Annotated in this window: 12 protein-coding genes; 1 reads left to right on the top strand and 11 read right to left on the bottom strand. The window is 43.1% G+C overall.

Going from position 1 to position 14,594, the window contains the following annotated elements; translation table 11 throughout:
- Positions 1–103: 103 nt before the first annotated feature.
- The 3 genes from metH to metA are packed head-to-tail and all read right to left on the bottom strand — an operon-like array spanning position 104 to position 4,752.
- Positions 104–2,734, bottom strand: a complete 2,631-nt coding sequence (metH, locus tag J8M01_RS05525) for a methionine synthase (RefSeq protein ID WP_211057297.1) — start codon at positions 2,732–2,734, stop codon at positions 104–106.
- 10 nt (positions 2,735–2,744) lie between these two features.
- Complete coding sequence (locus tag J8M01_RS05520; RefSeq protein WP_211050588.1) at positions 2,745–3,815, bottom strand: homocysteine S-methyltransferase family protein; 1,071 nt, start codon at positions 3,813–3,815, stop codon at positions 2,745–2,747.
- Positions 3,805–4,752 carry a homoserine O-succinyltransferase gene (metA, locus tag J8M01_RS05515; RefSeq protein WP_211057296.1) on the bottom strand — a complete coding sequence of 316 codons (948 nt, stop codon included), beginning with the start codon at positions 4,750–4,752 and terminating at the stop codon, positions 3,805–3,807. Before metA ends, J8M01_RS05520 begins: the two co-directional genes overlap by 11 nt.
- 170 nt (positions 4,753–4,922) lie before the next feature.
- On the opposite strand from metA, the gene J8M01_RS05510 reads away from it, so the two are divergent.
- The gene (locus J8M01_RS05510) at positions 4,923–5,819 is read left to right on the top strand and encodes a DMT family transporter (protein WP_211057295.1); all 897 of its coding nucleotides are present in this window, start codon (positions 4,923–4,925) and stop codon (positions 5,817–5,819) included.
- Positions 5,820–6,464: 645 nt separating this feature from the next.
- On the opposite strand, the gene J8M01_RS05505 is transcribed toward J8M01_RS05510, so the two are convergent.
- The 8 genes from J8M01_RS05505 to J8M01_RS05475 all read right to left on the bottom strand — a co-directional run bounded on the left by J8M01_RS05505 (position 6,465) and on the right by J8M01_RS05475 (position 14,498).
- A complete protein-coding gene (locus J8M01_RS05505; RefSeq protein WP_211057294.1) occupies positions 6,465–7,475 on the bottom strand; it encodes a contractile injection system protein, VgrG/Pvc8 family in 1,011 nt (336 codons plus the stop codon).
- 10 nt (positions 7,476–7,485) lie between these two features.
- On the bottom strand, positions 7,486–7,707 hold the full coding sequence (locus tag J8M01_RS05500; protein ID WP_192507067.1) for a tail protein X: 222 nt from the start codon (positions 7,705–7,707) through the stop codon (positions 7,486–7,488).
- A gap of 12 nt (positions 7,708–7,719) precedes the next feature.
- Positions 7,720–8,166 (bottom strand): phage tail protein, encoded by a 447-nt coding sequence (locus tag J8M01_RS05495; RefSeq protein ID WP_210997004.1) that lies wholly within the window; start codon positions 8,164–8,166, stop codon positions 7,720–7,722.
- Positions 8,166–11,927: a hypothetical protein gene (locus J8M01_RS05490; protein WP_211057293.1), complete on the bottom strand. Its 3,762-nt coding sequence runs from the start codon at positions 11,925–11,927 to the stop codon at positions 8,166–8,168. The genes J8M01_RS05495 and J8M01_RS05490 overlap by 1 nt, the downstream gene beginning before the upstream one ends.
- Before the next feature lie 329 nt (positions 11,928–12,256).
- Positions 12,257–12,385 (bottom strand): hypothetical protein, encoded by a 129-nt coding sequence (locus J8M01_RS24170; RefSeq protein WP_282100510.1) that lies wholly within the window; start codon positions 12,383–12,385, stop codon positions 12,257–12,259.
- A gap of 5 nt (positions 12,386–12,390) precedes the next feature.
- Positions 12,391–12,648: a phage tail assembly protein gene (locus J8M01_RS05485; protein ID WP_010364460.1), complete on the bottom strand. Its 258-nt coding sequence runs from the start codon at positions 12,646–12,648 to the stop codon at positions 12,391–12,393.
- Positions 12,649–12,654: 6 nt separating this feature from the next.
- The gene (locus tag J8M01_RS05480; RefSeq protein ID WP_192507064.1) at positions 12,655–13,164 is read right to left on the bottom strand and encodes a phage major tail tube protein; all 510 of its coding nucleotides are present in this window, start codon (positions 13,162–13,164) and stop codon (positions 12,655–12,657) included.
- A complete protein-coding gene (locus tag J8M01_RS05475) occupies positions 13,164–14,498 on the bottom strand; it encodes a phage tail sheath subtilisin-like domain-containing protein (protein ID WP_211057292.1) in 1,335 nt (444 codons plus the stop codon). The genes J8M01_RS05480 and J8M01_RS05475 overlap by 1 nt, the downstream gene beginning before the upstream one ends.
- Between the last annotated feature and the right edge of the window lie 96 nt (positions 14,499–14,594).

Genomic DNA, 14,594 nt, shown 5'->3' with positions numbered 1-14,594 from the left:
AATTTATTATTGAATATCAGCTGAGTAGGAGGAGAAATATCAAACTAAAAACAGATAGAATACAGACTGCACATCACGCATTGTCATGCGCAGTCAAAAAACTTTATTCGGGTTCATATCCCAAGTTAGGCGATAACCAACGTTCAGCTTCGGTGAGCGGCATATTGGTACGCTGAGCATAGTCTTCCACCTGATCTTTTTGGATACTGGCAACAGCATAATACTTACATTCAGGATGAGAGAAATACCAACCGGATACTGCTGCCCCTGGCCACATTGCATAAGAGCTGGTTAATTGCATACCAATACGTTGTTCCGTATCTAACAACTGCCAAATCTTCTTTTTCTCAGTGTGCTCAGGGCACGCAGGATAGCCCGGTGCTGGACGTATACCTTGATAATTTTCACGAATTAGTTCCTCATTCGTTAAATTCTCATCAGGTGCATATCCCCAGAACTCTTTACGCACTTGCTCGTGCAAATACTCAGCAAACGCTTCAGCCAAACGATCAGCCACCGCTTTTACCATGATCTTATTGTAATCATCTTGTTTGGCATCAAATGCATCTGCCAAATCATCTTCTTCAAGCCCACCTGTAACCGCAAATCCACCGTAATAATCGGCAATACCTTTAGGCGCTATATAATCAGCTAAGCAGTAATTTGGAAAGTCGGTTTTTTCTGTTTGCTGACGCAAGTGACACGATTTAGTAAGTACCTCAGAGCGAGTTTCATCGGTATAAATTTCAATATCATCCCCGACTCGGTTTGCCGGAAACAGGCCAATAACACCGAGCGGCTGAAGTGCGCCACTTTGCTCATATTCATCGAGCATGGCATTGGCATCTTTAAACAAGCTCTTCGCCTCTTCCCCGACAATTTCATCATCAAGTATACGTGGGTATTTACCCGCTAATGACCAAGTCATGAAATACGGTGTCCAGTCGATATACTTACGTAGCGTTTTGATACTGACGTTACGAAACTCCGTCACACCTAACTTTTTCGGTACCGGTGGCGTATAGTTTTTCCAGTCAATTTGAATCGCGTTATCACGTGCCCGCTGCAATGTAACAGGTTTAGAACGCGGCTTTTTACGCGCTTGCTGTTCGCGTACTTTGACGTACTCAGCGGATGTTTTAGCCAAAAACTCGCTCTTTTGGGTGTTACTCAATAGACTTGATACCACCCCCACCGCACGACTGGCATTGTTAACATACACAACTCCTTTGTCATATTGTGGCTCAATCTTAACCGCGGTATGTGCTTTGGACGTTGTCGCACCGCCTATCAATAACGGTAGCTCAAAGTTACGACGTTTCATTTCTTTGGCAACATGGACCATTTCATCAAGCGAAGGCGTGATCAATCCCGAGAGGCCAATCACATCTGCCTTTTCATCAATGGCTGTTTGCAAGATTTTTTCCGCTGGCACCATCACACCTAAATCGACGACTTCGTAGTTGTTGCACTGTAGAACAACACCCACAATATTCTTACCAATATCATGTACGTCCCCTTTTACGGTCGCCATGACAATTTTACCATTGGTTGCGCCTTCTTCTTTTTCTGCATCAATGAAAGGGTCTAGGTAAGCTACCGCACGTTTCATTACCCGTGCAGATTTAACCACTTGAGGTAAAAACATTTTACCTGCGCCGAATAAATCCCCCACCACATTCATGCCATCCATTAATGGCCCTTCAATAACTTGTATGGGTTTATCCATACTGGCACGACATTCCTCAGTGTCTTCATCAATGTAGTTAGTAATACCTTTTACCAAAGCATGTTCGAGGCGCTTTTCAACTGGCCAAGTACGCCACTCTAGATCTTCCACTTTTTCAGCTTGTGCCATACCCGAATATTTAGGCGCAAGCTCCACCAGCCGCTCACCAGCACCTGGATCGGTATTGAGTACCACATCTTCAACGGCTTTTCTGAGCTCTTGTGGAATATCATCATAAACAGCAAGTTGCCCTGCATTTACAATCCCCATATCCATACCAGCTTTGATAGCATGGTATAAAAACACCGAATGAATTGCTTCACGAACGGGGTTATTACCACGAAACGAAAATGAGACGTTCGATACCCCACCTGACACTTTACAATGCGGTAAACCTTGTTTTATACGACGTGTGCCCTCTATAAATTCAACCGCATAATTGTCATGCTCTTCAATACCGGTTGCCACAGCAAAAATATTCGGGTCAAAAATAATGTCTTCAGGCGGAAAACCTAATTGGTCGACTAAAATTCGGTATGAACGCTGGCATATGTCGAACTTTCGTTCTTGTGTTTCCGCTTGCCCTGTTTCATCAAACGCCATCACCACCGTTGCAGCCCCAAAGCGCTTAATGATCTTCGCTTGGTGAATAAATGGCGCTTCCCCTTCTTTCAAAGAGATCGAGTTAACAATAGCCTTACCTTGAATACACTTTAAACCTGCTTCGATTACGTCCCATTTTGACGAATCAACCATAATTGGTACTCGAGATATATCAGGTTCAGAAGCAATTAAGTTTAAAAACTTCACCATTGCTGCTTTTGAGTCCAACATGGCTTCATCCATGTTAATATCAATGACTTGGGCACCATTTTCAACCTGTTCACGGGCAACGCTCAAAGCGGTTTCATAATCTTCTTCTAATATAAGGCGTTTAAAACGCGCAGAACCAGTGACATTTGTACGCTCACCAACGTTAGTAAATACTGCTGTAGCTTGACTCATTGACGACTTCCTAATTCAGATTACAGGCTTCAAGACCAGCCAAACGCATACGCACGTCTAACTCTGGTAATGGCCGCGGAGCTACATGCTCGAGACCATCAGCAAAAGCTTTAATGTGTGCCGGTGTGGTACCACAACATCCGCCAACAATATTAATGTAACCTTCCTTTCCCCAATCAACGATTTCTTTCGCCATCTCATCTGCTTCTAAATCATATTCACCAAATTCATTGGGCAAACCGGCATTCGGGTGAACCGATGTAAATGTCTCACACACTCGCGATAACTCGACAACATACTGACGTAATAGATCGGGTCCTAACGCGCAATTTAAGCCAATTGAAATGGGCTTAATATGGCGAATAGAGTTGTAAAATGCTTCCGTTGTTTGGCCTGATAAAGTACGCCCTGATGCATCTGTGATAGTGCCTGATATCATAACAGGTAAGGTTACGCCCGCTTGTTCAAACGCTTCTTCTACCGCGTATGATGCCGCTTTTGCATTGAGCGTATCAAAAATAGTTTCTATTAATATGAGATCTGCCCCACCTTCAATAAGGGCGAGCGTTGACTCGACATACGCTGCAACTAATTTGTCAAAGGTGATATTACGATAACCCGGATCGTTAACGTCTGGTGAAATTGAACATGTTTTTGAAGTCGGCCCTAGTACACCTGCAACATAACGCGGTTTATTGGGGTTTTGTGCTGTAAACTCATCACACACCGCTCTTGCCAATTTAGCCGACTCTATATTAATTTCACGACTAAGACTTGCCATCTCGTAATCATCCATCGAAATAGTCGTGGCATTAAATGTATTGGTTTCAATAATATCTGCACCAGCAGCTAAAAACTGGCTGTGTATATCTCTGATCACATCAGGCTTAGTCAGGCTTAATAAATCGTTATTACCTTTGATCAACACATGCCAATCTTTAAAGCGCTCACCACGATAGTCTTGTTCCTCAAATTTGAATTCTTGGATCATGGTCCCCATTGCACCATCAAGGATCAAAATACGATTTTTCATCGCCTCGGCTAAAGCGATACTTTTATTCTGCGGTAAATTATTCGGCATAGTTGTTAGTCCTTACATCTTGGCTAACGAGATTAATATCATACGGTGTGGTTTGGTAAACATAGTAGTTTAACCAATTTGAGAATAACAAAAAGGCATGGCTTTGCCACGTTTTTGAAGGTGTTTTATCTGCATTGTTATCTGGAAAATATCCTTCAGGCATTGCGGCATCAGGGCCTTTTTCGAGGTCACGCCTATATTCTTTTTGCAGTGTATCTGCATCATATTCAGGATGACCCGTTAAGTACACTTGACTTCCAGATTGGTTTTTAACCAAATACGCACCAACCCTTTCTGAGCCAGCCAACGTAATGAGATCCTCAGTTTGGCGTATTTTCTCTTCATCTATGTGGCCATACCGTGAGTGTGGTACGACAAACTCATCGTCAAAACCTCGGGTCAACGCACCATGTTCAAAATAACAACGATGTTTAAACACCCCACAGAGTTTATTCTTTTTCAGCGTTCGCTTTAAACCATGATGATGAAATAGCCCTGCATGAGCTGCCCAACACGAGAACAACGTCGATGTCACATGACCTTCGGCCCAATCAAAAAATACTTGTAGTTCATTCCAATACGTTACGTCTTCATATTCAAGATGCGCGAGGGGTGCACCAGTCACAATTAAAGCATCATAATTTTGATTCTTCACATCTGAAAAATAACGATAAAACATATCTAGGTGTTGCTCTGAGTTTTCAGAGCTGCGGTGCGTATCTAAACGCAATAGGTCAACATTAACTTGTAAAGGAGAGTTGGCCAATAAACGAATAAACTGTACTTCGGTTTCTACCTTGTTAGGCATCAAGTTTAGAATTGCCAACCGCATAGGTCTAATTTCTTGCGACTTCGCACGACTTTTTGGCATTACAAACACGTTTTCTTGACGCAATTGCACAATAGCAGGTAATTCGTCTTTGACGGTGATCGGCACACGCTTCTCCTGAGTTTAAGATACCTTGTTATTATGACCACAACCACAGAAATTTCAACCTCTAGATGTACAGACGTCTAAACATTTATACTTTATTTGATTGTTTCTTTGCCTGAAGTTGTAATAATCAAAAAAAATGACAAACAATTCAGTAAATATAAGGACAACAGATGTTGAGTGTGGGATTAGGAGAAATTGCAGCTATCAGTGCTGCAATGGTATGGGCAAGTTCAACAGTCATCTACAAGCGTTTTAGTCACTCTTTATCACCGCTAGAATTAAACATAAGTAAAGGCGTAATGGCCTGCACCATGATGTGTATTAGCCTAGTGCTACTGCAAGATAGTGCCATACCCAGTGAAATAAATGCATGGATATGGTTAGTTGCCAGTGGCGTAATTGGAATTGCAGTGGGAGATAGTGCGTATTTTGCAGCCCTGAGAAATATAGGTCCAGCAAGAACATTAGTGATTGAATCTATGGCACCCGCCATCACTGGCATACTCAACATTTTAATACTAGGCACCTATTTAAATGCCATGGCATGGACCGGTATTATTGTTACCACAATGGGCGTCATCTTAGCGATTAAACCACGTATAAAATTGCCTCCTCTTGATAAGAAAAAATACAAAATTGGGGTGTGCTTTGCGCTACTGGCGGCCGCGTGTCAAGCAGCCGGAATGGTCATGTCTAAGGCAGGAATGGCAGATGAGGCAACGAGCAGTTTATGGGCAGCTATGATCCGTTTATTTTCAGGCACCATGACAGTTGCTATGCTGGTTGTATTTTTGAAGGATCACAGCATTAATCAAGCTGTGAAGCTGAGCGGGATCAGTAATAAGAAATGGCTGATCGTTGCGGTATTCTTTGGCACTTTTATCGGCCTATGGTTACAACTTGGTGCGGTCAAATATACCGACCCAGCTATCGCGCAAACTCTGCTAGCCACCGCACCGTTAATGGTCATGACATTGGCTTTGATAAAAAAAGAAGTGATCACTCGAAATATGATTATAGGCGGGGTATTCGCGTTCTTTGGTGTGGCTGTATTATTAAGTGCATAATTATTAAGTACGCAGTTATTAAGTACATAATTACTAGGTACATAATTTTGCGCTGAACATATTAACTCTCACAGCACGATATACAAAAATGTAGGAAGGAGGCCAGAGCCCGCTTTTGCAAGCGAGGATAGCCCATATGGAGAAAGGAGTGTCTAGGTAGGGTTATAGAAGAAGGTTATTTGCTTTACAAAAAATGTCATAAAGCATCATAATTTAGATACAAAAAATGCTTAACATTGCGTTCAGCCTTTTTGCTGTTGAGTAATTTATGAGGGCTTATTGGCCTAAAAAGAGTGATTTTTAGCAACCTACCCGGTTGTTTTTTGCATAAAAAAACAGTTAAAAATTAATAGTTAGTGAACATGCAAACTAATACTTGCCCAAAGCCGTGCTAACTAACCTCAGCTCTGGATAAGCGAATTTGCCCAATAAAGCTATTTTTCTCACTCTCGGCGTTGCTTTCATTTGTCATAGCCCGCTATTACTGTATAAAAGCGCCTTGATATTGAACAAAATATCATCATTGGATTGGACGTAAGTTTGTTTTCAAAACATTTTCTATTCCAAAACCCTTATCCAAACCTGAGGTTAACTAAATATATTCAGTTAGCACGGGATTTATTCTGTAGAGTCCAGCAGAGCTGATTAGCGACGAACTTGCTCGCACAATAAATAAGATGCGAATCCTTCACTATTGATGATGTGATCGACCTCACTGACATACCATTTACCATCTGCTAATGTGTCAGTGTTGAGTATATTCACCACCGCACCTGCGCCAATGGCAGGATCGCCTATCACCTTGGCTCTAATTGACTTAGCTGCGCGATTAAGTCTTCCATGTTTAGCCATCGCTGCTTGTGTTGCATATGCTTCATTGGCGTATACATAGGGCAGTACGATTGCAGGTTGACCGCTCCCCGCTGTTACTGGTTTACGCACCGCCTCATTCATATCATAAAAATAGGCTTTAACTTCCCCAACAGCACGATAGGCATCTTCCATAAAATGCCAAGATAGTATCTGGCTTACGTCAATATCCACTTCTTTTAACGGCTTTCCTGATAACGATTTTCCCGTCCCTCTGCCCATAAATATCAATTTATCTTGGGCAATTTTCAAAATAGCATCGTACTGCTCAGCCAATTTACTTAATAGCTGTAAATCACTTTCACTTTGTTCAATATGCGGTAACTCTATGGTACTAAACTGCGCACCAACCTTTGGGTCTAAGCCATGTTCCGAGGCAATATCGGAGACGAGATCCCCAAGCTTTTGTGGCGTATTAGGATCAGCAGGCCACGATTTTTGCTTTGGTGCTTTCAACCCTGTCTGCCAGAGCACTTTATTGCCAAACAACTCAAGTGAACGAATCGGCCCTGATACGCTATATTCCCCCACTTCAAATGATCCTAAAGGAATAAGTTTGGCCGCTTTATCGGCCGCACCATTTTTATATCCCATGGCAATTTCAACAATATCGGTCGGCTTAGGGTTTTGTATTGGTGCTGTTCCGAGGTTATCAAATCGTACGTAGCATGCATCACTTTGCAACCCCGTTTTCAAACTTACACGCACCTCGACCATTCGATCTCGTAGCCGCTCAGCCACCTCATTGCCATTTGCTTTAATTGAAAACTGAGGTTGTAAATTCATCTTTTTCTCCTCAATCCCATATATTAATGACGTTATCTGAAATCGGTTTTGTGATCACTTCAGGCAAGAAAATGGCGATATTTTCACAGTAAATCGCGCCTTTTTCCGCAAGCCCGTGGTTCGCCTCTAAAACGAGCTCAACCATTCCGCTGCTGCGTCCATAATGGCGCCAACAGATATTATCTAAGCAATCTCCATCTCGGGTGATATACGTTACCCCGTTCTCATTCATTGGCACACCTCATTATTTAGTGTTTGCATCATGACGCTTCAATTCCATCGAGAACTTAATTTCTCTTGGAATACCATCATTCAAAAACAGCGTTCGATCTTCACTGATTGACATAATGATCCAATTGCCCAAAACGCGACCAACACTGGGGTCTGACTTACCACTTGCTTGCACATAGGTAAGTTTGAGTGGTAGCTGAGTCATTGCCTCTGCTCGCATACTATCAATTTGGGTAAGACCATCTTTCACCAGCTGAGGATATATTGTCCCCGTCAAGCTAAGCGTTTGATCTCCTATCCCCACAAACTGCATTGCAGGGCTGCTATTTTCTGTTTGCGAATCCTGTGTTTTCCAGCGGTAATCCGTATTAAACTTTAAGTTGTCAAAAGCAGCGCCTCCAACAGAAAATTTAAACTTACCTAATTGCATCATATGTGATGCATTACCTACTTTTTCCATTAAGCTACCTCATCAATATAACGAGTACGCAAATCACGTTGCGCTTGCAATTGTTTTTGTTCAAGTACCTGTTTTATCTGTTCTGCAATTTCAACTGCAGACATGCCAGGCGTAGTATTGACGGTAATGTTGGCATTGACCGTCACACTGCCGCCACTGACTGGCGTTTTACCTGATTGTACCGTTGATGTGCGCGTGCTGGTTGGTGCCAACGATTTGATGTTTAAAGTATTGCCTTTAGTCGCTGTGCCATCGACTAATTTAGGTGAATCGACTTCACTCACCTTATCTTTTCCAAATAATGTATCAACCAACAAGCCAGAGAGGCCACCACCTAATGCCCCCACAACCGCATTGGTTGCATACCCAGCAACTGGTGCGAGCATGCGTATAGCACCATTTTTCGATTTACCCATTTTGTTCGAGACCCATTCACTGGCTCCCCAACCTGCTGCTGTACCACCCATAGTGGTTGCTTTTTGCTTTAATGATAGTGAATCATCATTTGCAGCTTTTAATATCGTGTGCCCATTGAGTATACGTCCGGCGTTAGTGCCTACAGCCGATAACTTATTCATCGGACCATTATTAATACCCGCGTTTTTTTCCATCTCTGCAGCCATGCCGGCAAACATATTCGCTTCATTAATGACATTATTTTTTACGTAATCTAACGAAGTACTTACGTAGCTGCCTGGCCGTGTCGTAGCACTTGAAGCAGTGTTTACACCCTCCTTTGAATGCTCTTCACTTTTTGATGGTGTATCAGCAAATAAACTCCCGATTAAACCACCAAGCGCATTTGATGCCGCACCAATACCTGTAGCACCCAGTATTTTTGTGACTGGACTTGCCATTATCTTGCTAAATACACCGCCTTTTTTACTTACTGTGGGCATCGTATTGTGCGCTTTAGATGAGTCACCTTGTGCTATTACTGAGCTGCTTGTCGTTTTAGTATTGGCTAATTCACTGGCACGAGTATCGGCTTTACTGCTTTTTCGCTCTTGTGCTTTACTGTCGGAGTCATCTAGCGTATTGCCAAACCACCCACCTAACATGCCCCCTAACGATTCACCACCGAACGCGCCTAATGCACCACCCACGATGCCACCAATGGCCGTGCCAAATACAGGAATAACCGACCCAATTGCAGCCCCAGCAGCAGCGCCCGCAAGTGCACCACCGGCACCTCCAGCGGCTTGTCCTACTTGCTGTGACTTTTCTTTTTTCGTTAAGCTATCATCTGATAAAGTTGACGCGACATCCATCGCCCCCATTACCGCCGTTACAGGCGCTGCTAATTTGCCAAATAGCTTACCAAATGGGCTTCTTGTGATACCTTTAATTAACCCTTTGCCTTTAAAGCCTCTTTTTACCGACTTACTGAAAATAGGATCATTCGCTGCAATTGGTTTACCCAATTTGGTAGCACTTGCCTTGGTACGGCTTTTACTTACTTTTCTATTTTGCTCAGTCTCTGATAATCCGCCCTCAATAATCGATAACTTCGGCTTTGCTTTTAGCTGTGTCTTAGCGTCTGTAGTTGAGTCTTTAGCCCAAGGCTTTTTATTGCTCTTTGGCACTTGTTTTTCGTCTGTAACATTATCATTTTGGTAAGTTGAGCGACCTTTATTCCCTCTGTTTTTGCGAGAGCGTCTATTGCCTCTTTTATTGCCTTTATTCTTACGCTTTTTAGGTTTTTTCTCTTCTTGTTCTGGTGCTGCAAAGTCAGACTCGGCTTCACCACTTGAAAACATATCCGCGATACCACCTAAGCCAAACCCATCCAATAAATCGGGTAAAGCGCCCGTTAATGACGATAAGTCACCTTTGACGATCCCTTTAAAATCCAGCTTTGCTAATGTCGTAGCATGATCTTGCATAAATGAAGCTGCACCATCAAACCCAAACGCATTGAGTAAATCAGGCCCTGCATTTAATAAAGAATCAAGGTCCCCACCCATAATCCCTTTTACATCTAACTGCTTTAAAGCAGGCAATGCCGCTTCCATAACACCGGCAGCACCATCTAAACCCAAGGTCTTTAATACCCCAGGTCCGGCATCCAGTAACGTCGAAATATCACCACTGGCAATACCCTTCATATCAAGCTGTTTCAGTGCTGGGAGCGCGTCGCTAAACTTATCCGCTGCCTCGCCTAAGCCAAATGCTCTAAGTGCCTCAGGACCAGCGTCCATCAATGAAGTCAAATCCCCATTCATTATCCCTGTTGGGTCTAGCTGTTTAAGTGCAGGCAAAGCCGCTTGAATTGCATCTGCTGCGCCGCCCAAATTGGCTGAACGCAGCATATCTGGCGCGGTATCAAGTAGACTCGTCAAGTCACCTTGTGCCACGCCCACTAAATCTAATTGCTCCAGCGCAGGGATTTTTTGTGTAATAGAATTATGTATACCCTCTAAATCAAGCGTCTTAATTAACTCAGGGGCGACATCTTTAAGCGAGTTTAAGTCGCCAGTCATTAACCCTTTCATGTCTAACTGCTGCAGGGCCGGCATCGCAGTTTGTATCGCATCTGCAGCGCCACCTAAATTCGCGGTACGTAAAATGTCTGGCGCTGTATTTAATAAACTGCTTAAATCACCCTCTACTGCCCCCGCTAAGTCGAGCTGGGCAAGTGCTGGAATATTCTGTGCTATTGATTGATTCAAGGCATCAATATCAACGGCTTTAATGAGCGCTGGTGCCGCATCTTTTAACGAGCTTAAATCGCCTTGCATAATGGCACCGGTATCAATGCTGTGTAATGCAGGTAACATGTTCTCAATTGTTTGTGCCGCTTGCGGCATGTTTAACGCATCAAGTGCAGCGGGAGCGGCATCTGCCAAAGAGCTTAAATCGCCCTGCAAAACTGCGCCAGCGTCTAACTTATCTAGTACTGGAAGTGCCTTACCAACTACATTGGCAGCTTGGCCAAATCCCATATGCTCTAGCACTTGTGGTGCTGTCGCCGTTAAGCTCGACAAGTCACCATCCATCATGCCTGAAATATCTAACTGATTAAAAGTCGCCAGCCCCGTTTTGAGTGAGTCGCTCATTTGCGGCATATTCAACGCATCTAAAATATGTGGCGCTGTCGAGGTCAATAAATCCAGCTGTTGAGAAAGTGCTTTCTCGCTATCACTGGCTGCAAACTTCGCACTGTGCTGCGACAATACATCAGTTAGCCCCGTAACATCTATTGAGTTACTTATCTCTGGAATTGCTTGCGTTAAACTTGATAAGTCTTGCTTTATAACTTGCTGAAACTGCCCAAAATCAAGCCCCTCAATATGCTGACTCAAGCCAAAAATAACCTCTGATAAGTTGCCACCTTTACCTACTTGTACCGCAAGCTCATTTGCCGCAATATTATTAGCCGTATCAGCCTCGCCTTGCGCTGACTTTTTCTGCGTCTTTATCAGTTCAACGGCGCCATTATCACCAGAGTTACTGACAGCCACCCTACTCAAATTTGCCAATTGCTTTTTGAGCACGTTACCATTGTCAAGCATGAGCTGATTCACATTAAACTTCGCCAATTGAGCCAATACAGGTTCAATGGAGTCGGGCTGCACAATTGCACCTGACGCTTTGATGCTCTTTACCGCCTCAGCGATAAACTGCGCTGCTTTTGCGTGATCTTGCTGAGTTTTTGGTAACTTATTTTTAACTTTATTGGCGTTATTTGCCTTTTTTTTGCTGGCTGCGGGAGATTTTTTCGCACCGCGTTTTTGATCAGATGATCCGTGACGTTTCATAGCTATACCTGGGAGATGCAAAGAAGTGAGCTGAGTACTTGCCTGCCAGTACACCCGCCTGCATCAATAGCAAGACTTGTACATAACTGAAATAACAAGCGTGAAATAGTGGGCCGATGGCCAGTAGAGTTGAAAAAGATATGCCAAATAACAATAAGTGAGTACCACTTCGTGAATCGTGTTAAATGTGATTTGGCTTATCTATTTAAATATCATCGTTGGATTGTACGTAAGTTTGTTTACAGAATACTTCCTATTCCAAAACCCTTATCCAAACCTGAGGTTAAATAAGATCATAAAACATGCAGTCTACAGATAAAAAAGGCAGGTCAATGACCTGCCTCCGTTTCTTTTTTATATTCAACGGCTGCTTCGAACCAGTCGCATAGCTCTGGTTCTGTTAAGCCGTTTAATTCTTGTAAGCCCCACCCGGTGTATTTTGCGAGGGCTATCACCATGGACTTTAAGCGCTTGGGCGGGATACGAGAAAAGCCTGTAGCTTTTCTCTTAGTTTGACAAAGTCGCTCCAGTCTAATTCTTCAATGACGTCTGGAGATACTTCACACAAATGTGAGAAGTAACGAATTTCGCTTTCTGATTCGCTTAAATCCGTTTTGTCTACCATTAATCTATCACGTACCTTTGGTCGTCTCATCTTTAGCTCTGCATACTCATGCGCATCGACCGTGACTGGGAAAGTCAGTTTAATGATATCTGTCATAACTTATTAAGCTCCAATTGCTGTGCGAAGTAACGCCATTTGGTCAACACCGTTAACGATACGAACATCATTGGCTAAATCGATGTCATAAATCACATCTGCGCCAATTTCTAACTTGTATTTTTGTACTGCGTATTGCATGGTTAATTTGGCTTCTTCGCCATCTTTCCAGTTACCCATATCCATTTCTTTGAAGAAACCAGACAACGTTACTTTTACCGGCACTGGTGCTTGACCTTGTGCTTGAATTGCACCACGAGCAACAAGTGGTTTAGTGTCGCCACCCCAGCCACCCATAAGTTTCAATACATCTGAACTGTATTCAAGCAGCGTAATTGTGCCTTCCATTTTTTCAAGTTGACCTACATCTAATTCAATAGGCGCTTGAAAACCAGACGTTATTTCACGAGTTTTAACCGTTACTTTAGGTAACGTAATCTCATCAGCGATACCAAGGTAGCCCTTACCATCGACAAATAATTTGAATTTTTTTAGGATCTTAGGAGATGTTGCCATTATACGATTTCCTCTAGGTAGTTGTTAGTAAGGATGCTTTTAAAGGTAATGTGTTCAGCCGGTGTTGGTGGCGTGAAATCAAAGCTAAAATATACTTTACCCGCTTGGATATTAATTGGCGTGTTAAGCTCTTCATCAGCCCAGATTTCACCACCTAAAATAGCACCTTGTGCTTTAAGGCTATCGAGGTAACCCTGTACACTTTGTACAACATCATCGATGTATGTTTTAGTAATGTTACGGTCAACCGCCCACATATGAGCACGAAGCAATGAATCGTTGATCATATCAGCTGTACGTACCACAGATAAGAACGCCCATTTAGGGTCATCAGAGCATGTACGGTTACCCCATAGCTTAAAGCCATTTTGACGAATAATCGTTGCCACTTCATTTTCATTTAATAAGTTAGCACGAGCATTTGAGTCACCTAATTGAAAATCGATTGGGCGAGCGGTTGCCACAATGCCATTCATGTTGGTGTTACTTGGGCTCCACCAGAAACCACGGTCGTTGTCTGATTTTGCAATCATACCGGCAACACGCGCACTGGCTGGTTCAACTACTGATTGACCATCACGGAAAACACGCACCGCAGGGTCAACCACAAATACACGACGAGAACCGAAGTCTTTACGATATGCTTTTGCATCGTCATCATTGGTATTTGGACCATCAGCGATGATCACAGCGCGTAAACGCTCAGCAATACCCACCATATCTGTTACGACTGGGTTTTTCTCAGAACCATTTTTCTGATGTGTATAGCCAGGTGCCACTAAAATACGCGGTGCAACGCCCACGACTGATTCAGCGCCTAAGAATGCTTGCATCCCTTCATACGAACCATCAGCAGCCACACCGCCTACAATTCGTTGAGTTACCGTTGCTTCATCACCGTCCGCAACACGCACAACAATAATGACTGCGCCCGCTTGGTCAAAAATACCATCCACAGCAGGAACCAAAGTCCCTTTTCTGTCATATTCTACGTCTGTGACCGCTTTTTTAACTTTTTCAGTCAGTGCTTTTAACTCATCCGCGGTAGGCGCGGTGTCATTATTTTCAGCTTTGAATTTAGTGACTTCAACAGCCAGAGCCGCATCACGCAAAGTTTGTAAGCGCGCTGCAAAATCGGTATTACTAGGATTAACTAATTTAGCCGCTTCTGCACGTTTACCAGCAATAAGTACCGGTGTATTTAAAGGAAAAGCGTCTTCATCTGCAAAAGGCGCCGTACCTATCAAGCCAATTACTGAGCTTTTTACTGTTTTAATTGGACGAGTGCCTGATTGCGCCTCGATTACCTCTACACCATGTAGAAATTTTGACATATGAATCTCCTTTAAGGGTATGTCAGTTAGAAACAAAAAAACCACGCTTGGCGTGGTTTTTGAGAATGTTAAAAATATAAGGCAATGTTGAACTGC

This window comes from Pseudoalteromonas sp. MMG005, assembly GCF_018101015.1.
Taxonomy (GTDB): Bacteria; Pseudomonadota; Gammaproteobacteria; order Enterobacterales; family Alteromonadaceae; genus Pseudoalteromonas; species Pseudoalteromonas aurantia.
The sequence above is the reverse complement of the archived record's forward strand: the minus strand, read 5'-3'. Positions and strand labels throughout refer to the sequence as shown.